This is a genomic window from Erwinia sp. OLFS4, assembly GCF_002752165.1.
In the GTDB taxonomy this organism is placed as follows: domain Bacteria; phylum Pseudomonadota; class Gammaproteobacteria; order Enterobacterales; family Enterobacteriaceae; genus Izhakiella.
In genome coordinates, this window is the sequence record NZ_MOMB01000045.1 from 152,562 (window position 1) to 179,036 (window position 26,475).

25 protein-coding genes are annotated in these 26,475 nt (G+C 53.1%); 12 read left to right on the forward strand and 13 right to left on the reverse strand.

Going from position 1 to position 26,475, the window contains the following annotated elements; all coding sequences use genetic code 11:
- Positions 1–1,013: 1,013 nt before the first annotated feature.
- Both treF and BL249_RS07495 read left to right on the forward strand, forming a co-directional pair.
- Positions 1,014–2,606 (forward strand): alpha,alpha-trehalase TreF, encoded by a 1,593-nt coding sequence (treF, locus tag BL249_RS07490; protein WP_256385423.1) that lies wholly within the window; start codon positions 1,014–1,016, stop codon positions 2,604–2,606.
- Positions 2,607–2,843: 237 nt separating this feature from the next.
- Positions 2,844–3,392: a YceI family protein gene (locus tag BL249_RS07495; RefSeq protein WP_446717702.1), complete on the forward strand. Its 549-nt coding sequence runs from the start codon at positions 2,844–2,846 to the stop codon at positions 3,390–3,392.
- Positions 3,393–3,451: 59 nt separating this feature from the next.
- Here BL249_RS07495 and BL249_RS07500 read toward each other — a convergent pair whose 3' ends face one another.
- On the reverse strand, positions 3,452–4,648 hold the full coding sequence (locus BL249_RS07500; protein ID WP_099706024.1) for an L-talarate/galactarate dehydratase: 1,197 nt from the start codon (positions 4,646–4,648) through the stop codon (positions 3,452–3,454).
- Between the two features lie 230 nt (positions 4,649–4,878).
- Between BL249_RS07500 and BL249_RS07505 the strand changes: the two genes are divergently transcribed.
- From BL249_RS07505 to BL249_RS07515, 3 genes are all read left to right on the forward strand, one after another.
- Complete coding sequence (locus BL249_RS07505) at positions 4,879–5,898, forward strand: LacI family DNA-binding transcriptional regulator (protein ID WP_099706025.1); 1,020 nt, start codon at positions 4,879–4,881, stop codon at positions 5,896–5,898.
- Between the two features lie 115 nt (positions 5,899–6,013).
- On the forward strand, positions 6,014–7,924 hold the full coding sequence (mrdA, locus tag BL249_RS07510; RefSeq protein WP_099706026.1) for a penicillin-binding protein 2: 1,911 nt from the start codon (positions 6,014–6,016) through the stop codon (positions 7,922–7,924).
- Positions 7,925–8,020: 96 nt separating this feature from the next.
- A complete protein-coding gene (locus tag BL249_RS07515) occupies positions 8,021–9,472 on the forward strand; it encodes a methyl-accepting chemotaxis protein (RefSeq protein ID WP_099706027.1) in 1,452 nt (483 codons plus the stop codon).
- Positions 9,473–9,477: 5 nt separating this feature from the next.
- On the opposite strand, the gene BL249_RS07520 is transcribed toward BL249_RS07515, so the two are convergent.
- The 3 genes from BL249_RS07520 to BL249_RS07530 all read right to left on the reverse strand — a co-directional run bounded on the left by BL249_RS07520 (position 9,478) and on the right by BL249_RS07530 (position 11,424).
- A complete protein-coding gene (locus BL249_RS07520; RefSeq protein WP_342633904.1) occupies positions 9,478–10,284 on the reverse strand; it encodes a siderophore-interacting protein in 807 nt (268 codons plus the stop codon).
- An 86-nt stretch (positions 10,285–10,370) separates the two neighbouring features.
- The gene (locus BL249_RS07525) at positions 10,371–10,694 is read right to left on the reverse strand and encodes a hypothetical protein (RefSeq protein ID WP_099706029.1); all 324 of its coding nucleotides are present in this window, start codon (positions 10,692–10,694) and stop codon (positions 10,371–10,373) included.
- Between the two features lie 31 nt (positions 10,695–10,725).
- Complete coding sequence (locus BL249_RS07530; RefSeq protein WP_099706030.1) at positions 10,726–11,424, reverse strand: MgtC/SapB family protein; 699 nt, start codon at positions 11,422–11,424, stop codon at positions 10,726–10,728.
- Between the two features lie 454 nt (positions 11,425–11,878).
- Here BL249_RS07530 and BL249_RS19120 point away from each other — a divergent pair, with 454 nt between their 5' ends.
- Complete coding sequence (locus BL249_RS19120; RefSeq protein WP_199073451.1) at positions 11,879–12,469, forward strand: MFS transporter; 591 nt, start codon at positions 11,879–11,881, stop codon at positions 12,467–12,469.
- A gap of 10 nt (positions 12,470–12,479) precedes the next feature.
- Positions 12,480–13,091 carry an MFS transporter gene (locus BL249_RS19125; RefSeq protein WP_199073453.1) on the forward strand — a complete coding sequence of 204 codons (612 nt, stop codon included), beginning with the start codon at positions 12,480–12,482 and terminating at the stop codon, positions 13,089–13,091.
- Between the two features lie 64 nt (positions 13,092–13,155).
- Here the strand turns inward: BL249_RS19125 and BL249_RS07540 are convergent, their stop codons facing one another.
- On the reverse strand, positions 13,156–14,220 hold the full coding sequence (locus tag BL249_RS07540; RefSeq protein ID WP_099706031.1) for a HoxN/HupN/NixA family nickel/cobalt transporter: 1,065 nt from the start codon (positions 14,218–14,220) through the stop codon (positions 13,156–13,158).
- A 125-nt stretch (positions 14,221–14,345) separates the two neighbouring features.
- On the opposite strand from BL249_RS07540, the gene BL249_RS07545 reads away from it, so the two are divergent.
- Together BL249_RS07545 and fhuE are read left to right on the forward strand one after the other, a co-directional pair.
- Entirely contained in the window at positions 14,346–14,618 is a 273-nt protein-coding gene (locus BL249_RS07545) for a metal/formaldehyde-sensitive transcriptional repressor (protein ID WP_099706032.1), read from the forward strand.
- 428 nt (positions 14,619–15,046) lie between these two features.
- Positions 15,047–17,209 carry a ferric-rhodotorulic acid/ferric-coprogen receptor FhuE gene (fhuE, locus tag BL249_RS07550; RefSeq protein ID WP_099706033.1) on the forward strand — a complete coding sequence of 721 codons (2,163 nt, stop codon included), beginning with the start codon at positions 15,047–15,049 and terminating at the stop codon, positions 17,207–17,209.
- 36 nt (positions 17,210–17,245) lie between these two features.
- Here the strand turns inward: fhuE and BL249_RS07555 are convergent, their stop codons facing one another.
- Both BL249_RS07555 and yghU read right to left on the reverse strand, forming a co-directional pair.
- Positions 17,246–18,073: an MBL fold metallo-hydrolase gene (locus BL249_RS07555; RefSeq protein ID WP_099706034.1), complete on the reverse strand. Its 828-nt coding sequence runs from the start codon at positions 18,071–18,073 to the stop codon at positions 17,246–17,248.
- Positions 18,074–18,126: 53 nt separating this feature from the next.
- Positions 18,127–18,975 (reverse strand): glutathione-dependent disulfide-bond oxidoreductase, encoded by an 849-nt coding sequence (yghU, locus tag BL249_RS07560; RefSeq protein ID WP_099706035.1) that lies wholly within the window; start codon positions 18,973–18,975, stop codon positions 18,127–18,129.
- 280 nt (positions 18,976–19,255) lie between these two features.
- Here yghU and BL249_RS07565 point away from each other — a divergent pair, with 280 nt between their 5' ends.
- On the forward strand, positions 19,256–20,482 hold the full coding sequence (locus BL249_RS07565) for a mechanosensitive ion channel family protein (RefSeq protein ID WP_099706036.1): 1,227 nt from the start codon (positions 19,256–19,258) through the stop codon (positions 20,480–20,482).
- A gap of 93 nt (positions 20,483–20,575) precedes the next feature.
- Positions 20,576–21,544, forward strand: a complete 969-nt coding sequence (corA, locus tag BL249_RS07570) for a magnesium/cobalt transporter CorA (RefSeq protein WP_099706037.1) — start codon at positions 20,576–20,578, stop codon at positions 21,542–21,544.
- A 28-nt stretch (positions 21,545–21,572) separates the two neighbouring features.
- Here corA and BL249_RS07575 read toward each other — a convergent pair whose 3' ends face one another.
- The 6 genes from BL249_RS07575 to BL249_RS07605 all read right to left on the reverse strand — a co-directional run bounded on the left by BL249_RS07575 (position 21,573) and on the right by BL249_RS07605 (position 25,822).
- Positions 21,573–22,205, reverse strand: a complete 633-nt coding sequence (locus BL249_RS07575; protein WP_099706038.1) for a DUF1109 domain-containing protein — start codon at positions 22,203–22,205, stop codon at positions 21,573–21,575.
- Positions 22,192–22,764 (reverse strand): sigma-70 family RNA polymerase sigma factor, encoded by a 573-nt coding sequence (locus tag BL249_RS07580; protein ID WP_099706039.1) that lies wholly within the window; start codon positions 22,762–22,764, stop codon positions 22,192–22,194. The genes BL249_RS07575 and BL249_RS07580 overlap by 14 nt, the downstream gene beginning before the upstream one ends.
- A gap of 88 nt (positions 22,765–22,852) precedes the next feature.
- Positions 22,853–24,100 carry a protein-disulfide reductase DsbD family protein gene (locus BL249_RS07585; RefSeq protein WP_099706040.1) on the reverse strand — a complete coding sequence of 416 codons (1,248 nt, stop codon included), beginning with the start codon at positions 24,098–24,100 and terminating at the stop codon, positions 22,853–22,855.
- A 49-nt stretch (positions 24,101–24,149) separates the two neighbouring features.
- Positions 24,150–24,698, reverse strand: a complete 549-nt coding sequence (locus BL249_RS07590) for a peroxiredoxin (RefSeq protein WP_099706041.1) — start codon at positions 24,696–24,698, stop codon at positions 24,150–24,152.
- A gap of 264 nt (positions 24,699–24,962) precedes the next feature.
- On the reverse strand, positions 24,963–25,358 hold the full coding sequence (locus BL249_RS07600; RefSeq protein WP_099706043.1) for a hypothetical protein: 396 nt from the start codon (positions 25,356–25,358) through the stop codon (positions 24,963–24,965).
- 98 nt (positions 25,359–25,456) lie between these two features.
- Positions 25,457–25,822 (reverse strand): helix-turn-helix domain-containing protein, encoded by a 366-nt coding sequence (locus BL249_RS07605; protein ID WP_099706060.1) that lies wholly within the window; start codon positions 25,820–25,822, stop codon positions 25,457–25,459.
- Positions 25,823–26,343: 521 nt separating this feature from the next.
- Here BL249_RS07605 and BL249_RS07610 point away from each other — a divergent pair.
- A partial coding sequence (locus BL249_RS07610; protein ID WP_342634061.1) for an IS1 family transposase occupies positions 26,344–26,475 on the forward strand: 132 nt, incomplete at its 3' end.

The following is a 26,475-nucleotide window of genomic DNA, read 5'->3' on the forward strand; positions in this document are numbered from 1 at the left end:
CAACAAAAGGTGTTTTATTTAACTTCCGTTTAATAATCTTTATTAAGGCCAGAAAGGTCTTATCCATAAGAAACGGATAAAACAGGGCGATAAATTAAATTTATCAATGAAAATAACGTCCTGTCTCGGGTGGCTGGACGTTAATACTATTGCCTGAGAATGGCGTTTAATTTCTCAGACAAACTGCACAGTTCTTCGTCCGGCGTGCGGTGGGTTTATCGGTAAACCGGAAAAAGGTGATTATTGCCAGGATACGACAACCTGCCGGTGTTTACTGAATGCCAGGGCGGATGACCCTTTCTTCGTGCGCTGAGCACCTGTTAACTCTGTGTTCCGTGCGGCGGTCGCAGAGGGCAGCCGGCTAACCGCTCGCCAGTATGTGGTGTGGTAGAATAACGGCTGTGGTGATGGGACCGGCCGGTGCCAGGCTTAAACCACCTTTGAAGATACCGTCATCCCCGCAGCGTTATGGCAGTCAGTGACGATGTCTGTCAGGTGTCCGTGCCGCCAGTCTCTATTCTGGTCGCCTGTTTTAATTATGACGCTGCGCTCGTCAGTCAGCGCATAACAGCCTGACAGAATGCGGTTGTCATAAATAAAGCAAAAGATGTTAAATAAACTGACTGGCACGGCAATCTGGATTTAAAAGACAGGGGGTTATAATATGATATTATAATAATCTCAGCAATTACAGTCAGTTACTTTGTTTTATGTTGGTCAGGTTTGTGATGCGTGGGTTATTATTTTGCACAGACTTATCCGAAAAACGATTTAAATAATATGACAAAATGTGTTGGTTAATAACTGATAATAAATCAGCGCGCTATATTTTTGATCTCTTTTACATTGTAGGTGTTTTGATTCCAGCACGCCTTCCTCTATAATAAGAAACGTCATCCGCAAATAAGTATTACGTCAGGTTCCCGACGACGTATAAGGAGGAGGTTATTATCAATATTCAGCATAAAGATATCGATAACATCTATCCTGGCAGTAACGACGAAGAGAAGAACCTGTTCAACAAAGACTGGGAAATTATTCCTGCCGATCCGGCTGAGGTCGAACCCCAGCCGGAAGTGATTCATGGTATGCCGGTTCCGGATGTTCTGACGCCGGCAGACCGATATCTTGAGCTGTTCGAGACGGTTCAGCTTGAACGTGTCTTTGCTGACAGCAAAACGTTTGCCGATTGCGCACCGCTCAAAGATCCGCAGCTGATCCTTGACGAGTACCGCCGGCTGCGCCATCTGCCGGAATTCGATCTAAAACAGTTTGTTGCCGACAACTTTGAATATACTCCGGTCGAAGAGAGCGACTACGTTTCCGATCCGCGCAAAACGCTTGCTCAGCATATTGATGAACTGTGGCCGATCCTGACGAAGGAGCCGCGCAGCCAGTCACCGTTTTCATCGCTATTACCTCTGCCTAAATCCTATGTTGTACCCGGTGGGCGCTTTAGTGAGACCTATTACTGGGATTCCTATTTCAGCATGCTTGGGCTGGCAGAAAGCGGACGCGAAGATTTGTTGCGCAATATGGCTGACAACTTTGCCTGGCTCATTGATAATTACGGTCATATCCCCAATGGCAATCGTACCTATTACCTGAGTCGTTCACAGCCGCCGGTTTTTGCGCTGATGGTTGAACTGTTTGAAGAGGACGGCATTCGCGGTTCAAAACGTTACCTCAGCCAGTTAATTAAAGAACATGATTACTGGATGGATGGCGCTTCTACACTGGAACCACAGCAGGCGTATCGTCATGTAGTGAGATTGCCCGATGGTTCTTTGCTTAACCGTTACTGGGATGATCGCGATACGCCGCGCGATGAGTCCTATGCCGAGGACGTGGAAACCGCCCGAATGTCTTCGCGGCCGGCCAGCGAAGTGTATCGCGATCTGCGCGCTGGAGCGGCCTCTGGCTGGGATTATTCCTCGCGCTGGCTGCGTGATCCGGACCGGCTGGCCAGCATTCGCACCACCCAGTTTTTGCCGATCGATCTTAATGCGTTGCTGTATAAGCTGGAATGTATGATCGCTACCATTTCCGCCAGCGCGGGTGACGAAACCACTTCGGCACGTTTTAATCAGTTTGCGATTCGGCGGCGGCGCGCAATTGATCGCTATATGTGGGATTATCATGCCAACATTTATCGTGACTATGACTGGCGTCGTCAGCGGCTGGCTGCCTACACTGCGGCGGTTGTCGTGCCGCTGTATGTCGGACTGGCCAGCCCGGTGCAAGGCACTTTTGTTGCCCGCGCGCTGGAAAAAGACCTGCTCAGTGCCGGTGGTCTGGTCACTTCCCTGCACCATTCCGGTCAGCAATGGGATAGTCCTAATGCCTGGGCGCCACTACAATGGATGGCGATTCAGGGGCTAAATGCTTATGGTGAAGAGGCCATGGGTGCCGAGCTGGCACGACGCTGGCTGACCACGGTACATGATTTTTATCGCCAGCATGCCAAGCTGGTGGAGAAATATGACATTGTTGGTAGTGAGGTAAAAGCTGGCGGTGGCGGTGAGTATCCGTTACAGGACGGGTTTGGCTGGACCAACGGCGTGACGCGCCGGCTGATCGCGCTTTATCCCGGCGTGGTTGATTAATACGCCGCCGTTTGTGCTTCTGGCGATATCCTTTTTTTCTGATTAGCGCGCCGCCGACTGGCGGCGTAATGATGAGCAATAAAATAGTTGCTCAGGGATATTGCTTAAAATATTTGAATAATACTAACAAAAGCTTTTACTAACCTGCGCCAGCAGAATTCTGCACAATCACTATTCCATTCTGAATAAAAGGGCCGACGAATGTCAGTAATGAAAAAATGGTGTGTACCGCTGGTAATGGGACTGGGTATCTATTCGCAGCTGGCCGCTGCTGCAGGTGAAAGTTATGCCATTGATCCTGGCCATACTTCGGTGATCGTCTCCTGGACCCACTTCGGTTTTTCCCATCCGACCGCCTCCATCAGCGATGCATCAGGTCATATTCTGTTTGATAAAGCCGACCCCACGCAATCAAAAGTGGATGTCACTCTGCCGCTGAAAACCATTGATACCAGAGTACCGGCTCTGACTAAAGAGTTTTTGGGAGCCAAATATTTCGACGTGAAAAAATACCCGACGGCCACTTTTCGTAGCAGCAAAGTCAGCGCAACCGGTGATAATAAATTTGATGTTGCCGGCGATCTGACCATAAAAGGCATTACCAAACCGGTGGTGTTTCACGCGCTGCTGAATAAGCAGGATATGCACCCGATGGTGAAAAAGCAGGCGATTGGCTTTGATGCCACTACCACCATTAAACGTTCTGATTTCAAACTCGACCAGTATGTTCCGGCGGTCAGTGATGAAGTTGAACTGCGTATTTCTACTGAAGCCTACGCAAAATAATCGTTTGCCGCGACCCGGCCCGTGAGCGAAGAGCCACGGGCCTGGGCGCCGGAGAAGGGTTATGCGCGTTTGCCGCAGGCGCGCTCTGAGACGGTCCAGCGCCGTGCCTGTTCACTGATAGTAATCCCCAATCCATGGCGTGCCGGGATGATCATCCGACCATCCCGTAATTCAAGCTGTTCGTCAAAAAGCGGGTTCAGCCATTCAAAATGTTCAAGCCACGGCTCGGAGGGATAAGCTGCCGCCAGGTGCAGGTGAATCTCCATCGCAAAATGGGGTGCCAGTTTCTTACCGTGGCGGGCTGCCAGATCCATAATTTGCAGAAAAGGTGTAATACCGCCAACGCGCGGCGCGTCGGGTTGAACCACGTCGCTGGCGTTGCCAAGGATCAGCTGTTGATGTTCACCTAAGCTGGTAAGCATTTCGCCGGTGGCTATCGGGGTGTCCAGTGCGCTGGCCAGCGCGGCATGCCCGTCCACGTCATAGGCATCAAGCGGCTCCTCAATCCACACCAGATTAAAACTCTCCATTTTACGTCCCATACGCATCGCCGTTTCCCGATCCCACTGCTGATTAGCATCAACCATCAGCGGAAAATCATCACCTAATTCGGTGCGTACTGCGGTGAGACGCCGCAGATCCTGTTGGTTATCCGGGTGACCGACTTTCAGCTTAATACCGCCAATACCGCTTTCGCGCGAAATGGCGACATTTTTTATCACCTGCTCCAGCGGCGTATGCAGAAAGCCGCCGGAGGTATTGTAGCAACGTACAGAATCCCGCTGTGCGCCTAACAGTTTTGCCAGCGGCAGGCCGGCGCGGCGGGCTTTCATATCCCACAAAGCAATATCAATTGGTGAGATTGCCTGTACTGCCATGCCGCTGCGTCCGACCGATGCCCCGGCCCACAGTAATTTGCTATAGATTTTCTGAATATCATTTGGATCTTCACCCAGCAGGTTATCGGCTATTTCTGCGGCGTGTGCATAAATTCCTCGTCCGCCTGCGCGCTTGGAGTAGCTGAAACCCACGCCTTCAAACCCGTCACGGCTGCGGATTTCAGCAAAGATTATCGCCACTTCAGTCAGGGGCTTTTGCCAGCCGGTAAGAACCTTGGCGTCACTTACCGGGGTCGCCAGCGGTAAAAACGCCAGCGTAATATTCACCCATTCGATACGATCAGCATTTTCTGCGGCGCTGCCGCCACCGCTGGCCTGCGCATAGCGGACCGCGTCGGAATTTCCACTGGTTACCATGTTTGCCTCCTCCAGGTTAAAATGTTTGCGCTAACATTTTTGCTGTTGCGATTATCTATAATAAAAATTATCTTTAAACCGCTCATGATCACAGAATATGCTAGAGGTATTAGAATTTAACCGATTATTTGATTGCGCTAACATTTTTTGTTTTCCGCTATACCACTGCTGGCAAAGCCGGTGAGCATGCCAGATAATAAAACCTTCAGCTGCATCATGAAGAGGCCGGGATGACAAGGGGAAAGCAGAGGGGGGAATACGCCGTTGCACCGACGCTGGAAGACGTCGCGCGCGAAGCCGGATTATCGTCGATGACTGTCAGCCGGGCCTTGAATAACCCGGCTATTGTGCGTCCGGCCACGGTGGCGCGGGTGATGCTGGCGGTAGAAAAAACCGGCTATATTCCTAACCTGCTGGCCGGTAGCCTGGCGTCGCGACGCAGCAGGCTGATTGCCGTCGTGGTGCCACAAATCAATAACAATATGTTTGTCGATACGATTCAGGCCATTAGCGATACCCTGGCGCAGCGTGGCTATCATATGCTGCTGTGCGTCGGGGGTTATGCTAGCGATAGCGAAGCGGCGCTGGTGGCAACCTTGCTGTCACGTAAACCGGATGGCATTGTGCTGACCGGCATTCATCATGCGGCGGCACTGAAGAAACGCCTGATTAATGCAGCGCTGCCGGTGGTGGAGATTTGGGACCTGACGCCAACGCCGATTGATATGCTGGTCGGCTTTTCCCATGAGAAGGCCGGTAATCTGAGCGCGCGCTTTTTGCTCGACAAAGGCCATCGCCGTTTTGGCTTATTATGGACCGGTGACCAGCGGGCTTTATTGCGTAAGCAAGGGGCTATCGCTGTTTTGCAAACCTGTCGCGAATGTCAGTTTGTTGAAGCCGAAGCCGGGCTACCGGCAACTCTGCGTCTTGGGCGTGAAGGGATGCAAAGATTGCTGGCACAGACGCCGGTGCCTGATGCCGTGATCTGCAGCTCTGATACCCTGGCACAGGGGGCGATTCTTGAAGCCAGTGCGCAAGGCATTGACGTTCCCCGGCAGCTGGCAGTGATGGGATTTGGCGATCTTGACTTTGCCGCCTGGCATTCACCCTCTATCACCACCGTGGCGATTGATCGCTGGCGTCTCGGCGAGGAGGCGGCCACGATGCTGGCCGATAAAATTGAGGGGATAATGCCCACTGAACCGGTACGCGACCTGGGATTCTGGCTGTGTGAACGACAGTCGGCCTGATTGTTACAATCCTGGGTAAATGTCACACTTTTCGTTTACTGATGCCCCTTTTTAGCTGGCACACTCTGCATGAACCCTGTGTTTTCCCCCCGTGTCTACCCGGATATGCCTGCTTATGAAATTGCCCGATTTTGAACAACAAGAAAAGCTGTTTATCCGTCGGGCGTTTACCGCATTCACGCTGGTGCTCTGCGGGTTTATCGTGCTGATCATGAATCTCTGGCATTTGCAGATTGAAGACTCTCAGTATTATCAGACTCGCTCCGATCAAAACGCCATTAAAATGATCCCACTGGCCCCGACTCGTGGGATCATTTATGACCGCCATGGTACGCCGCTGGTGAAAAATATCAGAATGTTCGATCTGAGCGTGATGCCCTATAAAATTCATAATATGGCGGCACTGGTTAAGGCGCTGACGCCCATTATTTATCTGACACCGGACGACATTAGCACCTTCTGGCATACGCTCAGTCGCAGCAGTCGCTACCGGCCGGTTGTGCTGAAAAATCAACTCAATAGCCTTGAAATGGCGCGTTTTGCGGTGAATCAGTTTAAATTTAGCGGGGTCAGTATTGAGAGCTACTTTCAGCGACAATATCCTTATGGCGCCGCGTTGTCACACGTGCTTGGCTATGTTTCCCGGATTAACGCAGCGGATGAGCAACGACTGATAGCGAGTGGACAGCAGGAAAATTATCTGGCCGATCGCAATATTGGTAAGCAGGGAATTGAAGGCTATTACGAGTCGCTGTTGCACGGTAAAACGGGCTATCAGGAAGTTGAGGTCGACAACCGCAGCCGGATTGTTAGGGTGCTGAAAGAAGTGCCGCCAGTCGCCGGTAAAAATCTCTACCTGACTCTCGATTTACCCTTGCAACTGTTCGTCACCCGCCAGTTGCAAGGGCAGCGCGCCGCAGTGCTGATAGAAAATCCGCAGGATGCTTCTGTGCTGGCAATGGTTTCCTGTCCGGGTTATGACCCTAATCCTTTTGTTAAAGGCATCAGCTACCAGGCCTATCATCAATTGTTAGCAGATCCCGGTCTGCCGCTGATTAACCGCGTTACCCAGGGCCTTTATCCGCCGGCTTCAACGGTCAAGCCCTATATGGCTATGGCGGCGCTGCTGGATAACGTCATTTCACCACAAACGACGTTTTATGGTGGCGCGCAATGGACCCTGCCGGGCACCCGCCGTCGTTACCGTGACTGGAAAAAAAGCGGGCATGGTGTGCTGAACGTCAGTAAAGCGATTGAGGAGTCGGCCGACACTTTTTTCTATCAGGTAGCCTTTGAAATGGGTATCGATCGCATTCACACTATGCTGTCACAATTTGGTTATGGCCAGCTGACAGGGATTGATCTGCATGAAGAATATCCCGGGCTGCTGCCTTCACGTCGCTGGAAAAAGCGTGCGCACCACCAGCCCTGGTATCAGGGGGATACCATTTCGGTTGGTATTGGCCAAGGTTACTGGACGGCGACGCCGATTCAGATGGTAAAAGCGTTGGTGACACTGCTGAACAACGGCCGGGTGATGACTCCCCACTTACGTTATGCAATCCGTTCCGGCCGGCAGGTTAGTGATTACCGTTCGCCGGCAGCGGTCGGGCAGATAGCTTCAGCCAGCTCGCCTTACTGGGCACTGGTTCGTCAGGCCATGTTTGGCATGGCGAACGCGCCAAACGGTACTGGCTATAAATATTTCCACAGCGCGCGCTACGGCATCGCGGCCAAAAGTGGTACGGCACAGGTGTTTGGCCTGAAGCAAAATCAGGCCTATAACGCCCGCGCAATTCCGCTGCGCCTGCGCGATCATATTTTTTACACTGCCTTCGCGCCATACCAGCATCCCGCGGTTGCCATGGCCCTGATACTGGAAAACGGCGGTGACCATGGGGTGGTTGCTGGTCAGGTTGTGCGCCATATCCTTGACTTTATGTTCCAGCCAGAAACCACAAAACCCCGGCTGGCAGGCGCGGCGACTCACGCCCCCCGCCGTCTGGTTGCCGGCGAAGCTGCATGACGCCGGTGCGCAGTTTGCCGGCGAATACAAAGGGTTTTTTTAAAGTTATCAGCAATGTCGCCGATAAAACGGTTTTTAGCGATTGGAAAAGCCGCTATGTCTGCTGAAGCCCCGACTGGTATAAAAAGTTATCCCCCCGAAGGAACCTCTTTAATCCGCATCTGGCGTCAGGCCGACAGGCTGATGTTTTCACTATGCTGTGCGCTGTGGCTGATCGTTATGTTGCTGGGCGGGTTGACGGATCAGTTCCACCTGGCAGTTATCACCGGTGCGATACTGGTGCTTCTGGCGAGCGGACTGCGTTATCTGTTCTGGGGCAGTGTTGTCAGCCGGCTTGGCTTTGCAATAGTGTTGCTGGCCTTTGCCGGGTTGCTTATTCAGCTGGGTAATGGTGAGACAGAATACCACTTCTCGGTTTTTGTGTTGCTGTCCGCGTTACTGGCCTACCGTGATTATCTGCCGCTGCTGGCTGGTGCCGCGACGGCTGCGCTGCACCACATACTGTTTAATTATCTTCAGCAACATCATTTGTTTGGCGTGGTAGTCTTCGTCCATAGCGGCTGGCATATGGTGTTTGTACATGGGTTATTTGTGATATTGCAAACCATTATGCTGCTATGGATTGCCCGCCACATGGCCGCAGATGCCCGTGCAGCCAGCGAGGTGGCTCAGCTGGCCGCCTGGATTAATCGGGAACCCGGTTATCTGACGCTGGTTGCGGATAATGCCGCCAGTAAGACCCCTTTTGCCCGTACCTTTAGCTCTACGTTAGGCACCATGCACAGTACCTTAAACCAGGTCAATCAGAGTGTCGTGGCGCTGTTAAGTGAAGCGGAAAGCATGCTGCAGCGTAATGCCAATCTGTCACAACGTAGTCATGCTCAGGTGGGTTCGCTGGCGCAGGTCGCCAGCGCCATGGCCGACATGAACCTCGCCGCCGCAGATACCAGCGACAAAACCCTGGCCGCCTGCCAGCTGGCCGGCAATGCTCGCCATGTCGCCGCTCGGGGTCAGGAGAACATTGATGCGGCCAGGCAGTTAATGGACCGGGTAAGTGAAGACTCACTGCGGGTAAGTGGCGTGCTGGAATTGATTAACAGTATCGCCTTCCAGACCAATATTCTGGCGCTGAATGCCTCGGTGGAAGCGTCCCGCGCCGGGGTGCATGGCCGCGGTTTTGCCGTGGTTGCGACAGAAGTCCGCACCCTGGCACAACGCTGTGAAAACGCGTCAGAAGATATTCGTCAGCTGATTAATGCCGCGGCCGACAGTACGCAAAGCGGGCAGCGTCAGGTTGAACACGCCGGGCAGACGATGACTGAAGTAATGAGCTGTATTGACGCGCTGTCTCAGCTGATATCAGAACTGTCACAAATGAGCGAGGAGCAGGGAAGCCGCACCCGTCAGATGAAAGACAGCATCGTCAGCATTGATCAAAGCGTGCAGGATAACCTTGAGCATGTGGCACAAACGTTACAGGTGGCACAGCAACAGCAATCAATGGTGAATTCGCTTAAACAGGCCATCTCGGTATTTCGTCTTGCCTAGCCGGCTTATCTGATGGACTTAGCGTGCCAGTAGGCCACGGCCCGTATCCGCTCTTTTTCCAGTGGTCGGGTTTCCAGCAGTCGGTCGGTCAGCTGTTTTACCGCCGAGCCTTCACCGGTTATCCAGATAAAGTAGTCGGCGCCGGTTGTCTGTGCCTGTAACGCGCTTAACGCTTGCTGTAAATTTTCGCCGTGCATCATGCCGCTGCCAAGCCAGTGGCGCTCCAGTTGCAGGGGAGTGTCAAGATAGGCCTCACCAATACTGGCATCGGTGAACGCATACAGACAAAGTTCGCGTTCACCAGGGGTGGCGGCAAGATCGTTCAGACGTCGCTGCACGGCGGGCAGACCGGTTTCATCACACAGATAAATTTGCTTAGCATAGTCAGCCGGGACCAGTAAGGATGCGCGTGGGCCACCAATGAGCAGGGTGTCACCCGGCGTGGCGGCTGCGGCCCAGTCACTGGCTACGCCCGGCGCATGAATATAAAAATCAATGGTTAAGTGGTTGTTTTGTGCATTAAAGGCCAGCGGCGTGTAATCACGCATCACCGGGCGCGGCCCTTCAGGCGAGATGATGCCATCGTCGCTGACGCTGGGTACCAGCAGCGTGCCGCTTTGCGGGTCAGGGAAAAAAAGTTTGATGTGATCGTCAAAACCGCGGGATGTAAAGCCTGATAGCGCCTCACCGCTAAACGTCAGACGGTAAAAAGCGCTGGCCAGCCTGACTTTCTTTTCAAGTGTAATCTGGCGAAAGGCCAGTTCGTTCCGTACCCGCTGTGGCAGTGGTGTTAATATCGGGGAATCGGACATTGCAGTCATCCTGTCAGGGTGAAAGTGATTATCATTTACCGAAAAATTATGACGAGGTTAGCCGGCGGCTTCAAGTTGCATGCTGTTCATTCCGTGCCTTTTGCTGCGTCAGTTTCATGCTCCGGGGCGGTCGGTACAGCGGTACCAGTAATCTGCGGCCTCTTTTCACGCATAAGGTTAAGGCATTTACGCAAACGTGCCGGATCGTCACTGGCACAAGAATACAAAAGCCAGACTGGCAGGGGCTGCGCTTCCCGGTTACTCAGCAAATGTTGCAGGCACCCGGCAGCACTATCCTGTCTCACCGCCTGTGGTGAGACGATGGTGACGTCAGGCAGGTCAATGCCGGCGATGAGAGAGGTGTCTTGTCTGCGGGTTATCCATTGATGCTTGCTCCACAGGATTGTCATATTTCACCGCGTGCCGCCTGTGATGATAGGCTCAGGCAACGGCCATTTCACCCAGCTGCCAGCGGATTGCGCTGACGCCTCTTTCGCGGCTAAGACGGCTGACCAGTTTCTCAACGTGGTGAGCGGCGCCAGGCAGTCCCAGCATATCGGCCTGAACCCGCATTTTTCCGGCCTGCGGCAGATCCTCACTTTCCAGCCCCTGTAGCTGCAGGCGACCATTTTTCAGTCCTTCCAGAATCAGGCTACGCATCTGAACTTCTTCCTCAGCCAGGCAGGTTAGTTGCAGATGATAGAGCTGGGCGGCTTCACTGGCCGCCAGTCCGTGCTGGCCGTTAATGCGTAGCGTGACTTCACGCAGCAGTATATTTGCGCACAGAATAATGACGCAGCCGAGAGCTGCTTGCAGAATCAGCCCCATACTGCAGAGTACGCCGATTGCCGCCGTACACCACAGCGTGGCGGCCGTATTCAGGCCGCGTACGTTCATACCATCGCGCATGATCACACCGCCACCAAGAAAGCCGGTACCCGATACCACGTAAGCAGCCACGCGGGTGGCGTCCAGCCCCTGAACACACTGGGTCATGACAACGAATAAGCAGGCGCCGGTGCAGACTAACGCATTGGTACGTAAGCCAGTAAGACGCTGACGAAATTGCCGCTCTGCGCCAATCAGCGCGCCGAGCAGTAGCGCGACCAGTGCGCGCAAAAAAAAGATTTTCCAGTCCATGTTACACCTCAATTTAGCGGTTTGTGTTCCGCAGATCGTGAGGGGTTACATACAGGTTAAACCTGCTATCGTCAGATATAGCAAAGAGGGAACAACAGAAAAGGTCTGCCGTGCCGACAAGAGTAAGCCAGCGACCAGCAGCGTGGGACTGACTTACTGATTAACCTGGCGTAACCCGCCGGGATGACTGTCCAAGAGTGGACTCCTCAGTAAGTGATTGATAAAAGCGGGGGAATGATAGTGTTATCAGCCGCGTGGTGCAAGGCAACTTCATTAACCAATTGACAACGAAGCGCAGAATCCGCCAGTTTAGGTGGATGAATCAATACGTTGCCGCTGCCTGGCTTTTTGCCTGTAATGCGCGTCAGCCGAAAAAAAACCTTTTCTCGTACGCGTTAACGTTAATCAACGCCATTAACCATGACGAAAACAGCCATGATAAGGTACGCGTAACATGATTAAACCGCCGCCGTCTTCCGTTCCCAGCCTGCTGACCCTTAGCGCCATTATTTTATTGGGCGCAACGTTACGCGCGCCGATTACCAGCGTAGGTCCGTTGCTCGGCCCGCTAATGATGACTTTTCATCTTAGCGCCGTTTCAGCCGGCTGGCTTAATGCCTTGCCTCTGCTGGCGTTTGGTCTGCTGGCTCCGCTGGCCCCGTTGCTGGCTCGTCGGGTTGGACTGGAGCGTGCGCTGTTTATCGCGGTGCTGCTGGTGGCCTCCGGCACGCTGATACGCTCTCTGGGGTCGCAGTGGGCACTGTGGTTGGGTACGCTGTTAATGCCCGCCGGAATTGCGCTGGCAAACGTGTTGCTACCGGCACTCGCCCGGCGTGATTTCAGCCGTAACCCCGCGGCGATTATCGGATTATACGTTACCGTGATGTCGGTCACCGCTAGCCTGGCTTCTGGCATTGCCAACCCGCTGGCAGCACTGAGTGGCAGCTGGCAGTTTGCCCTTGGCATCTGGTCATTACCGGCAATACTGGCGGCAATCCTTTGGGGCTATCGCGCCAGGGCATTGCCGCGCAGCGGGGGGGGCTGAAGCGGGGCAGATGACGGCAAAGCTACCTGTTTCTTCGCCGCCCGCCGGGCCGCTGCCCAGCCCGTGGCGAAGTGCACTTGGCTGGCAGGTTTCGCTGTTTATGGCCCTGCAAAGCCTGAGTTTTTACACGCTGCTTGCCTGGTTTACCCCTTATGCCCAGAGTCAGGGATTTAGCGCGAATGCGGCGGGCGGCTTGCTGTTTTGTTACCAGATCGTGGCGATTGTGGTTAACCTGTTTGGCGTCGCGTTACTCAAAAAGTCCAGCGATCAGCGCCTGCTGGCCTTTGTTGCTAGTCTGGCCATTTTTATTGGTATTGCCGGGCTGCTTATCGTGCCGGCGCTGGCGTTGTGGTGGATGCTGATAACCGGTATTGGCAACGGCGGCGCGCTGCTTATCAGTTTGTCACTGTTCGGTCTGCGTACGCGCAATCATCATCAGGCGGCGGCGCTGTCAGGCATGGCGCAATGTGTCGGTTATATTACGGCTTCTGTCGGCCCGCTGGTTTTTGGCGTGATCCAGCGGGTATTTCATGCCTGGCAACCGGCGCTGGTCATATTGCTGCTGACTGTGGTTGTGCAGATGCTGTTTGCCATGCTGGCAGGACGTAACCTGAAAATATGACTTTGCCCCGGCCGGTGCCAGCATAGACGCAATAGCTATGCGACCCGGCACCGCCTTGTTACGCTCAGGGATGTAATCCCTGCCAGCCGTGATAAGCCATCATCCCTGCCATGGCGAGCATCAGCGCAACGGAAAACCACGGCGCGCGCCGGGCAAGCGCATCAAAACCGTCCCAGCGTTGTGCCAGCTGGTTGATACTTAGTGCTGCGGCCACGCCTACGGCAACCAGGGTTAATGCCAGTCCGAGACTGAAGCACAGTACCAGGGCACAACCCACCACCAGCGCTTTCATTTGCAGGCAGAGCAGCAACACCGTGACGGCCGCCGGGCAGGGGATCAATCCCCCGGTAAGGCCGAACAGGATAATCTGACCGTGAGTGACAGCCTGGCCACTAAACCGTTTTTTAATCTGCCTGGCATGGGCTTGCTGGTGTGCATCCGGCAAAGGGCCGGCTTCACCGTCCGGCCGGGCAAACCGCAGATCGTATTCATGGCTATGTCCACCATGACTGAGCATCAGCCGGGCACCGGCAGGCGGCTGAACTGAGGTGACTGCCTGCGTTGAATGCAGGACCCCGTCGACCATCCGAAACTGAAACAGAGGGGCAAAGCCGCCGCCAGACGCTGCGGCTATGGTCACTTCATTAGCCTGCCAGCGGCGGCCGCTGCGTGTACGCAGTTGCCAGCGTTTTTCCCCCTGCTGTTGAACCAGCGAGACTTCAACCCGCCCATGTCCGGTATCCACCACGCAAAGAGGGGTGTCTGTGGTGAGCGGCTGGCGGCGCATCTGTTGCTGGCGCCAGTTTTGACAGGCAATCCAGCCGGCGATGACAACAATAATCAGTGCAGAGACCAGGGTTAGCCAGGGTTCAGCTGCCGCGACGGTAAAGCGAGTGCTAAGCCAGGTTCCTGCCAGTGCTACCAGCCAGACCACCAGCGTATGAGAAAGCGTTGCCGCTACGCCCAGTAATATTGCCTGACGAACGCTGCCACGGATAGCAACGATAAACGCTGCCATCATGGTTTTCGAGTGACCAGGTTCCAGTCCATGCAGGGCGCCGAGAAGAATGGCCCCCGGCAGATATAGCCAGGCATTGCTGTGCTGAATAAAGGTAGCGAAGTCAAACATCTGTCAGTTCCTTATTATTAAATATACCCCAGGGGAGTATTTTGGCAGTGAGAGTATATATACTCCCCCCTGGTATATCAATGTTCATCTGTTATACTGCGCCCAGCGAACAGAGGAGAGATACCATGGCGCATACCATCCATGACAAGAAAAAATTACAGGCACGGGTAAACCGTATTCAGGGCCAGCTTAGTGGGTTAGGTAAGATGCTGGAGCAGGAAGCCGATTGTGATTTAGTGTTGCAGCAGATAGCGGCAGTACGCGGTGCGGTTAATGGACTGATGCAGGTAGTGATTGAAGGGCATCTGCATGACCATCTGGTGCATGAAGATGATCCGGCAAAGCGTGCTGGCGGACTGGATATTATGCTCAGAGTAATGAAAGCCTATATGAAATAATGCTTCAGCCGGGCCATCCCCGGTTCTGAAAGGTTCGCTAAACGCCCGGTTGATTATTCATCCTGTAGTTTCTTCCGCCCGTTGACCGTATTACGCGTCGTTGAGCGGCGAAAACGCCTTGTGGTGCCCCCCCTGCAACAATAAAGTTGCGAACGGTTTGTTATTATCCAATTGTCAAATATAAAAATTAACATATATTTACATGCTTAATACTAATGCGTATAGTTCTCATTTGTTTTTGTGGGCTCATTCTGAATTGCATTAATTGCAGGTCGTACAAGCCACTTTTCAATTAAGCGCACGCTCAGGATCCGGACACAACATCCCGGCAGGGAGAGGCGTATCTGGCTTATCTCCGTCCGTAAGCAGCGGCGAGCAGGACCCTGAAGAGGTTCGCTCCATAATCAGAAATACACAGAGGAATAATCATGTTTTACGAGCTTTTTCGTATCAGGGAAGGCGCGCGTGCGGGGGGGCGTCCGGCATTCTCCGTACTGGCAATGATGATAGCGGGGACATTGTACGCACCCACGGTCGCAGCTGCCAGCAGCAGTAAAGAACAAACCATGACCGTCAATGCCAGCAGTGATAGCAGCGACAGCGACAATACCAGCCACGATTACAGCCGGCCGCTGACCAAATCGGGCACGAAAATGCAGCTGGCGCCCCGTGACGTCCCGCAGTCGGTGAGCACCATTACCAAACAGCGTATGCAGGATCAGAATCTGCAAAGTCTGACCGATGTGCTGACTAATACTACCGGAGTGAGTGCTTACAGCGTTGACTCAAATCGCACCACGTTCTATTCGCGCGGTTTTATGATCAACAAGTATCTTTATGATGAGATTCCTACCACAATCAGTAACGTATGGAACTTTGGTGACGCAACCAGCGACACCGCGCTGTATGATCGCATTGAAGTCACCCGTGGTGCCACCGCGCTGCTGACCGGCACGGGTAATCCGTCTGCGGCGGTGAATATGGTCCGTAAACACGCTGACAGCAAAACCTTTACCGGCAACCTGTCTGCCAGCTACGGTAGCTGGGATAAACAGCGTTATGTGATGGATCTCTCTGCACCGCTTACCGAGTCAGGTAACGTTCGTGGCCGCGTAGTGGCAGGTTATCAGGATAATGACAGCTGGCTGGACCGCTACCATTTCCGTAAAAAATTCCTCTATGGTGTTGTCGATGCCGACCTGACAGATTCCACCACCCTGTCACTGGGCTATGAGTATCAGCAGGGGCACACCAGTAGTCCGACCTGGGGCGGTCTGCCACCCTGGTACAGTAATGGCAGTACTACCCATTATGATCGCAGCTTTAGCGTATCGCCGAGCTGGGCCTATTCCGATAATGAATCGAAAAAAGCTTTTGCCACGCTGACCCAGCGCTTTGATAACGGCTGGGAAGTCAAGCTGAATGGCACCCATGCTGAAGCTACTCTCGACAGCAAAATGACCTATCCCTACGGTTACCCGGATCAGGTTACCGGCCAGGGGGTAACCTATTACGGTGGCTGGAACCGGGGTAAACGTAAAGTGGACGCCGGCGATCTGTATGCTAACGGCCCGTTTGAGCTGTTTGGCCGCCAGCATCAGCTTATCGGCGGTCTGAGCTACAGCCGTGAAGATAACAAATTCTGGAATTCGTCTAATCCCACCGTTGATTATGGTGATTTTAACCATTTCGACGGCTCGTTACCTGATGAAGGCTGGAGCGACTGGAAAGAGTCACAGCACGACACCATCCGTCAGAAAATGGGCTATCTGGCTACCCGCCTGTCGCTGGCTGATCCGCTTAACCTGATCCTTGGCGCTACCTACACTGATTGGCAAGCGGCTGGCTCTTCCGGCAATCTCAGTGATGATAACCTCGCGCCTTATGCCGGCCTGGTCTATGACATTAATGATACCTACTCCGCCTATGTCAGCTATACCTCTATTTTCCAGCCGCAAACCCGACGTGACGGAAACGGCCAGTATCTGGCTCCGATGCAGGGCAAAAGCTACGAAACCGGGATAAAAGGCGACTGGAATAACGGGCGTCTGAGTGCCAGTCTGTCGCTGTTCCGGACCGACGTGGATAAATACGCGGTCGCCACCGAAAACTATGTGCCGGGCACCACGGAAACGGCCTATGATGCGGTTGACGGCACCAAAACCAGAGGGGTTGATTTTGAAGTTAACGGCGCGTTAACCGATAACTGGCAGATGACTTTTGGCGCCAGTCGCTTCTACGCGGTGGATAATCAGCACAATGAGCTGAGTACCTTTATGCCACGCACCACCATGAAATTGTTCACCAGTTACCGGCCAGCGGTACTGCGTGATCTGACGCTGGGTGGCGGGGTAAACTGGCAAAACAGCATCTGGCAGAGCGTGACCGGTCCGGATGGATCAAGCATTCGTGCCAGCCAGGGCAGCTATGCACTGGTTAATCTGTTTGCTCGTTATCAGTTGACAAAACAGCTGGCGGTGCAGGGTAACGTTAATAATCTGTTTGACCGGTCTTATTACGACTACATTCAGACATATGCTGTTTACGGCGCACCACGTAATTTCTCTGTTTCTCTCGACTACAAATTCTGACTGAAAGTGCAGGGGGCAATGCTGCCCCCTTTTTTCTCAGACAGCCTGCCAGCGAAACCCCTGTTTTTGCCGCTGAATATATCCGGCAGAACGACCGGCAAAATGTGAACTGAACCACAAAGCATGGCGATCGGCTGCCCAGTCGAGCATCCGGCGACGTTGGCTTTCAGCCTGCTGACGATGTTCGCAAAAACGTGAAGCCAGCCCGGGCTGACTGACCTGGATTTCATTGTGCATCAGATCGCCGCTGAACAGGGCATACTCTCCGGCACTGTGTAAAATGATTGAGGCATGATCATAACTGTGGCCCGGCGTCGGTTCATAGTGCAGCACCCCGGCAAATTGCGGTCGTTCGTGGGGACTAATGGTATGCAGTAAGCCGGCGTTAATAACCGGCGTCAGGCTGTCTGCCACCATCGCGGCGCGCGACGGGTCCTGCTGCCAGCGTGTTAGTTCTGCATCAGAACAGATATAGCGGGCATGGGGAAACATAGGTTGCCATTGGTCATTCACCCGGTGTGTGTTCCAGCCAACGTGGTCACCGTGTAAATGCGTCATCAGTACCCAGTTTACCTGCCGGCGATCGCCCAGTATGTTATTCAGACGCTGTGCATAGTCAGTATTAAGCTGATGAAACATCGGGCTGGCCGGACGTTCACGCTGATTGCCGCTGGCGGTATCAATCACTATGAGTGCGTCCGGGGTTTTAACTACCCAGCTGTGTACTGACAGTTGCAGAGTGGATGGCTGAAAGTGATCCGTTAGCTGATCGGGAAACAGCATGGTTGCTGGAAGGGGGATTTCCTGTTCCAGCACTTTAAAGATTTCGCACTCGCCTACCCGAAAATGGTCGGTTTTCGTCATGTCTGATTCCGTGGTGTTATGGCGGAGCCGGCAGGCTCCGCAGGTCAGAGAGGTTACTTCAGCTTATCAAAGTCGGTGGCGTCATGGCGTTCGGCGAGCTGTTCGTTCTGATCACCCCAGGTGCGGTTGACGATACGCCCGCGCTTCACTGCAGGACGGGCCGCAATGGCATGCGCCCAGCGCAGAACGTTTTTGTAGCTGGCAACGTCCAGGAATTCCCCGGCGTCATACTGCTGGCCGAACACCAGGTTGCCATACCACGGCCAGGTGGCAATATCAGCAATACTGTATTCCTCACCCGCCAGATAGGGGTGAGTGGCAAGATGCCGATCCAGCACATCCAGCTGACGTTTGGTCTCCATGGTGAAGCGATCGATGGCATATTTGATTTTTTCCGGCGCGTAGTGATAGAAATGGCCAAATCCCCCGCCGAGATAAGGCGCGGAGCCCTGCAGCCAGAACAGCCAGTTAAGCGCTTCGGTACGCTGAGCGGCCTGTTTCGGCAGGAAATGGCCAAATTTTTCTGCCAGATAAAGCAAAATCGCACCGGATTCAAACACCCTGCGCGGCGGTGTGACACTGTTATCCAGCAGCGCCGGGATTTTTGAATTTGGGTTAACCTCAACAAAGCCGCTGGAAAACTGCTCTCCTTCATTGATGCGAATCAGATGGGCATCATATTCTGCGCCGCTGATGCCCAGTGCCAGCAGTTCTTCTAATAAGATGGTAACTTTCTGGCCGTTAGGCGTTGCCAGCGAATAGAGTTGCAGGGGATGCCTGCCGACGGGCAATGCTTGCTGATAGCGGGCTCCGGCGGTGGGACGGTTAATGGCAGACCAGGTTCCGCCACCTTCCTGATGCCATTGCCATACTTTTGCAGGCTGGTAATTGTTGTCTGACATACCGATTTCCTCCGTTCAGATTGTGCAGGTTTCATCAACAATAATGGCCTGCTATGACAAAACCATCAGCGTAATGTGCTACCTGAAGTGTATCAGTCTGAGAACACTCGCCAGCGTGCTCTGCTGCATTTCATTGCAGTCTATTGATTATTAAGCTAATAAAATTTTTTTTGTCTCCGCTGCCTTATCCTTCTCCCGGTGCGAAAGCACAAATAATTTATGGCCAGAGGGCGCCATGATGGGATAATTCATCGACACTTATCTGGCGGGCGTGGCTGTAATGTCGCTATTGAATACCATCTGGTCGTTTATTGCTGAAAACTATATTCTCTACGTGATTTTTTTCAGTGGCGTGTTGCTCATATCCGGTCTGGTCTCCTGGCTTATCGGTAAGTTCTTTTTAGTCTTTCTGGTGCGCCGGCTGTTTTTTGCCACCCACAAACAGGACGTGCCGCTGGAAAAAGATGTGCGTATTGCCGACAAGCTGGCGAATATGGTGCCGGTGGTCACGGTATATACCCTCAACCAGTTTATTCCCAATCTGCCGTTGCATATGGTGGATACCATCAATACCTTTTGCGGCATTTTGTTCATTGTTTATCTGGCAAACCTGATTAATGAAATTCTGGAGATTATTAATCAATCCTGGGTGCGTAAGACCCGTAAAAAAAACCATTCTATAAAAGGGTATATTCAGGTCGGTAAAATTGGCGTACATGTTATCGCCGTGATATTGGTGCTGGCGACAATGTCAAACAAATCGCCGGTTATCATTCTTTCCAGTCTGGGTGCGGTTGCTGCGGTGCTGATGCTGGTATTTCAGCACACGCTAATTTCGTTGGTGGCAAATATTCAGGTTTCCACTTCTGACATGCTGCAGCTGGGGGACTGGATTGAAATGCCCGGCTCAGATATCAGTGGTGAAGTCATTGATATTGCGTTACATACCATTACCGTGCGTAACTGGGACAATACTATTTCACGTATTCCTACCAAGAATTTTATTACCGAAACCTATACCAACTGGCAGGCGATGTTTGCTTCCGGCGGTCGTCGTATTAAGCGCAGTTTTTATATCGATCAGCTATCGATTGCATTTGCGTCACCGGCTTTAATGCAGTCACTGGCACGTCTGCCGCTGTTACATCAGATGGTGGAAGATATTCTGCCGGCAGATAAACCGGCCGACCTGGACCCGTCGTGGTTTGTTGAACAGGGTATTACCAATATCGGCTTGTTTCGCAAATATATCGCCCGCTGGCTCGGCAACCGCGGGGATATCCGTGGCGATATGTATCTGGTGGTGCGTCCTCTGGCGCCGACGGCGCAGGGGTTACCGGTGGAGATCTACTGCTTTACTTCCTCTACGCTCTGGATTGATTACGAAGAGTCGCAGGCAGAAATTTTTGAGTATATTTATGCCATTGCCGACTATTTTCAGCTAAGCATTTATCAGCAGCCCACCGGTAGCGATTTTCGCCACCTTGCTGGCGCGCCAGCCTCCTGATTACCCGGCGGTCACTCTGCGATTACGGTGACGGGGCAGTCTGCATGGCTTCAGAATTACGGTATTTACAATCTGACTATCCCGGAGATGATTATGATTGTTAACAGCATTGCTTATCGCCAGGGGCATGAGCCACAGCGGGTGGAAGTAGAGAAAATCAGTGAGGTGATTAAGCAACCGGATACGTTTATCTGGCTCGGCCTGCTGGAACCCGACCCGGACTTTATGAGCACCATCAAACAGGAATTTAATCTGCATGAGCTGGCCATTGAAGATGCGCTTACCGCGCATCAGCGACCTAAAATTGAGCGCTATAAAAACTCGTTATTTATAGTTCTGAAAACGGCTCATCTCAATGAAAACGGCGAGGTGTGTTATGGCGAAACCCACCTGTTTGTCGGGAAAAATTTTATTATCTCGGTACGCCATGGTCAGTCAGATAGCTATGCATCGGTACGTCAGCGTGCGCTGGAAAATCACGATAAATTTGCCCTCGGTGCAGGCTACGCGCTGTATTGCATCATGGATTTCATCGTCGATAACTACAGCAACATTATTGCCAGCCTCAACGAGCGCATCGCTGAAACAGAAAAGGCAATGTTTGACAGTGAATTCAACCGGCAACACCTGCAGTCTGCTTATAACATGCGGCGTGAACTGTCGTTGCTGCGTAATGCGGCGCAGCCGGTTGAAGAAATTTGCTCACAGTTAATCCATTTACATGAGGAAATCATTCCCGACCCTCTGCGGGCTTATATCCGCGACGTGCAGGACCATGCCAGTCACGTGGTGATTGATGCTGAAGAGATGCGCGAAGTACTGATAAGCGCAATGCAGGTCAAGCTGGCGCTGATTTCGGTGCAGCAAAACGAAGTGGTGAAAAAGCTGGCGGGCTGGGGGGCTATTCTGGTGGTGCCAACGGTGGTCTTTAGTATGTATGGCATGAACTTTAAAAATATGCCCGAACTTAACGAATCTTATGGCTATCCCGCCTCGCTGGTGATAACGCTGGCAATCTGCGCCTGGATCTGGAAAAAATTCCGCCATGCCGGCTGGCTGTAAGCTGTTGCCCGGCGGACACAGGCCGCCATCAGTTCAGTGCCACCCAGCGATACCCAACGAGCGGAGTCAGTACGATAATCGTCAGCGCGGCGGCCAGGTGCATCAGCAGGTCCGCCCGTTCCAGCACAACCGGATGACAGAAGGCCAACAGGGTTGCCGTCATAAAGGCGATACCACAGCCGGCCAGCATCAGGCTGCGTACCGGGAAGAGCGAGCGGGTACGGCGCAGACAGAGGATCGCAATAAACATCATTGGCAGGCTGGCTGTCAGCATAAACTGATAGCAATGCATGCCTTCTCCCGCCTGTAACGGGTGTGTGGGCTGGAGGCCGGTATTTAACAGTGTTGTTATCAGCCAGCTGAGTATCAGCAATACCAGCCAGCGTGCTTTCACTGCGCTGCGTCCGGCAATACTGAGGTTAAGGGCGCTGAAAATTGCCACGCTACCGCTAATAAATGCCAGTAACATAGCGGCTGCGGCGCTGATTGCACCCGGTTGCGTCCAGTCGGTCAGGGCATGGCGCAGCTGCCAGCTGGCCAGTGCGCCGGCTGGCAGCGCGCTGGCAATCCAGCAGGTTACCCGCCATAGCGTTGCTGGCATGCGCCTGACCGGCCGTGCATCACGGCTTAAGGTTTCAATGAGTTTGTCATGATTTCTCATGCTGACGGACTCCGGATTTACGCAGATTGCGCATAGCGCGGTGCAATAATGCTTTTACCGCTGAGACGGAGAGATTATTTTCTGCCGCCGCCTCGGCGAGGCTACTTTCGCGCAAATGCACGGATTCAATAATCTGACGCTGGCGCGCTGGCAGCTGTTTTAACCAGCCATTCAGCATCTGGTGATGGCTAATTTCATCCGTCAGCGGGTTCTCGCCGTCGCTGGCCTTGCGGGACAGTATCGCCTCATCCTGCCATTCCCAGTCACGACGGCGGCCGCGCTGGCGAAGCGCATCTGTTGCGCGCGCGCTGGCAATGGCGGCCACCCAGGGGAGTAGCGGGCGCGCAGGATCATAGGTATGCCGCACCCGGTGAATGGCCAGTAACGTCTCCTGAATAACATCTTCAATCAGCGTATCATCGCTGATTTTTTTACGGATCAGGGCGCGGATTGCCGGCACTATTGCCTGCAATAACTGGCTATAAGCCTGGCGGTCACCTGCCTGCGCACGCGCCATTAACGCCGGCCAGTGTGCGCTGGCTTTTTCCCCATTACCCATAGTCGGTTTAGCGCCTGGCAAGGGAAATTGCCAGCGGTTGTTCAGCGCTGGCGGGCATGATGCAGCACGCCACAGGTTAAGGCTGAATTCATGCTTTTTTCCCCGCCGCGCTGGCTTTATCAAGGGCTGAAATTACCGTATCTGGCGTCAGTACCTGCGGCAAAACCAGCGGTTTACCGCCATTTGCCGGATAAACCACATAAAGCGGTAAACCGCCCCGGCCAAAGTCACTCAGTGCCTGTTCAATGTCCGGGTTAAATTTGGTGGAATCAGCGATCATATAGATGGTGCCGGTTTTCGCCATCGCCTGTTTTACCGCTCTGGTTGTCAGTGAGGTGCGATCATTGACCTGGCAGGTTATGCACCAGGCGGCGGTAAAGTTAACGAAGACCGGTTTGCCCTGGCCTTTTACCGCATCGACGTTCTGTGGTGACCATACTACCGACGCCGCGGCGTTGTCCGCTACGGATGCTGTCATCCCGTCATCGGCCTGCGGGCTGCTGTTGAGCGCAATCAGCGCAGGCGCCAGTAACAGAATAAACAGGCCGCTTGTCACATATGCCGGCAGCGCAGGTTTTCCCTGCATATAACGCTGTTGTGCTATGCCATACAGCCAGGCGGCAAGGCTCAGCAGCAGGGCGCAGGCCAGAATAGTGGCCAGTGCAGCGGATCCTGCCTGACGTTCCAGTACCCAGACCAGCCATGCCGCCGCGCCGAGTATTGGAAATGCCAGGGCTTTTTTCAGCGTTGCCATCCAGGCGCCGGGATGCGGTAGCCATCTGGCCACCAGTGGGAAGCAGGAGATCAGGGTAAAGGGTGCGGCGAAGCCAATGGCCAGTGCCGTGAAGATCACCAGGGTTACCGCCGGCGGTTGTGTCAGCGCATAACCTACTGCGCTGGCCATCACCGGTGCCGTACAGGGAGTGGCCACCACAATGGCCAGCGCACCGGTCAGCGTGGCGCCAGTCAGACCACCACGATCGCCGGCCACACCGCTGGCGCGCTGAATGGTCAGACCCATTTCAAACAGGCCAAAAAGATTGAGCGCACAGGCCAGCATTATCAGTGCCAGCAGGGCAATAACCTGGGGTGATTGCAGCTGAAAACCCCAGCCAACTGCCGACCCACCAGCACGCGCCAGCAGCAGGGCGGCAACCAGAATCAACATGGTCGCCACTACCCCCAGCATAAACGCCAGTCCTTCAAGCCGGGTGCGGGCCGGGGAGTGTTGATGTCGTAGCAATCCCAGCGCCTTAAGCGAAACCACCGGAAACACACAGGGCATAAAGTTGAGAATAATGCCGCCGGCAAAGGCGGCAACAATCGCAGTCAGCATGATTCACCTGGCTTGTTGGTCACAGTTTATTGAACACTATCAGGCGTGATTAATGGCTCTGACGGTATTTTTTTACCGCATCCATGGTTTTCTCGATATGGGTCTCCGGGTTTTTGTCGCTGTAGCTCAGCAGGATGTTGCCATCAGGCGCGATAACAAAAGAGGTCCGGTCTGAAAGAGTCTTGCCTTTCATTTGCATTGTTGCCTGGTATTCTGCCGCTACTTTGGCACCAGGATCGGCGGCGACAGCAAATTTGTTGCGGCACTCCAGCTTAGAAAAATCGGCAATCTGCCCGACGTTACCGGCCGTGACTCCGATGACGGTTGCGCCGAGTTTTGTAAATCCATCACTGGCTTCAGCAAATTCATGGGCTTCAATGGTACAACCTGCACTGAAGGCCGCCGGAAAAAAGTAAAGCACCACCGGGCCTTTTTGCAGCGCCTGCTGTAATGAGAAGGTCATCGGTTTGCCACCCAGTGCAGCCTGTAGCTGAAAATCAGGCGCTTTTGTGCCGGCGCTCAGGGCGGCGAGGGCTGAGGTAACGGGCAGGATAACGCTCAACATCAGGGCGGCGGCCAGCCGGGTTTTCATCTGCATGGTTGTTCTCCATTTGTGGTCAGTAAGGAAGGCTATTGATTACAGGTTCGTTCAGCAGGCGCAAAAGGTTGCGCCCGGCTGCAATTTTTTTACGGATGCGCTGCACCCTGCAGGCCGACGTAAAAGTACGCTTTATCCATGATGTTGCTGTGGCGCTCTGCTTTCTTCTGCCGGACAACAGCGGGCGGCAGGTGCACAATAGCAATAGCGGTGTGCAGAGGGTGCCGCCGTTAGCGCACCGAAGGAAACCGGCCAGACTGTGATTTAGCTGCCAGCGAACACGCCGGTCAATACAATCCCCAGCAATGCCGTGGCTACGATGGCCACTACCACCACCGAGCCGCCGCCAACCGCTGCCGCGGTTTTTCCGTTGGATATTTCGCGTTTTTCCAGCTGGCTGATTTGTGACACCGGCAGTACGCGTCCGTCATCAGCATAAATATTCTGCGGGTCACTGCGTGAAACCGTCAGTGTACCTTTGTCCCCGTTTTTAAGCTGATAACGAATTTTGTCACCAGAATAAAGCGGTGGCTGCAGTAAATAGTCGCGACCGTTATTTAATGACTGCTGGTGGACGTTAACACCATAATAGGAATGGCAACCACTGGTAATCATCATGGTGGTTATCAGTGTGGCTGACAGAATAGTGTTCGGCTTCATGGTCCGGTCCTTTTTGCAGGAAAACTGAGGGCGTGTTTAAAAGATAGCTCAGCGTTTACCAGCAGACCAGCAGTTCCCCACTGACGTATTTCTCTTTTTTATTCTTCACAGACGCCGGCAATATCGTCAGTTTCATGCTGTGGCCAGTTACCCTGGTTGTGACTAATTACAGCATTGAGTAATGCAACAACCAGCCGCCGATCTCTGGGGGCTAAAACTTTCACTGCGATAAACTGCGCCAGCAGTTCCTGTGAGGGGGGGTATTTTGCATTGGCGAAAACTAATTCATCCAGTGAGACGTTCAGCCGGCTTGCCAGTTTAATCAGCGGTGTCAGCGTAGGTTGCGCGGTGCCTGCTTCATAGCGACGGAGCTGATTAACGTGAATGGCCACGCTGTTAGCCAGTTCCTGCTGGGTCAGTCCGGCCGCTTTACGTAGCTGGGTTAACTGTGCGGAAAATTTCATTATGAACCCCGCCGGGCGAGTTTCAGCATAATCTAAGTCCTTTTCTGATTGATTGATTGACATGGTCATCATAAAACTTTCAGTGCTGCTGCAAAGCTTATTTTTGCAATAGATAAAAGCGTTGTGCACTTGCTCGCATCATTGTGTATGCCATCATGGCGCTATTTTTCTGACAGTGTGATAAATAAATCCTGATGCGCGAAATACAATCTTTTTTTATCTGAATTTTCTTGTTATGTGAAATTTTATCGTCTGCCTTTGCCTTTATTATTCATAATGGTTTAACCCGCACCGGTTTTGCCGTTTTCGTCGGGAAAAACAATATTATTTTACAGATGATTTCTGCTACCGTAAATTTGTTTACTACCGGTTATTAATTGACTCAGATTACTTCGATAAATAAATAGTCACGCAATTCATCAATAAATAAGTGTATTTTATTTTGCTGACGCTGATCAGGATGGGGTGATGCCTCTAATTGGTTGAATCTGATGTATAATGCGGGCTTTTGAGGTTCTCTTATGGCCAGCGTTAACGTTCATTGTCCCCGTTGTCAGTCTGTTCAGGTTTACCGCCATGGTCAGAACCCTAAAGGCTATGACAGATTTCGCTGCCGTGACTGCCACCGCGTGTTTCAACTCACTTACGCTTCA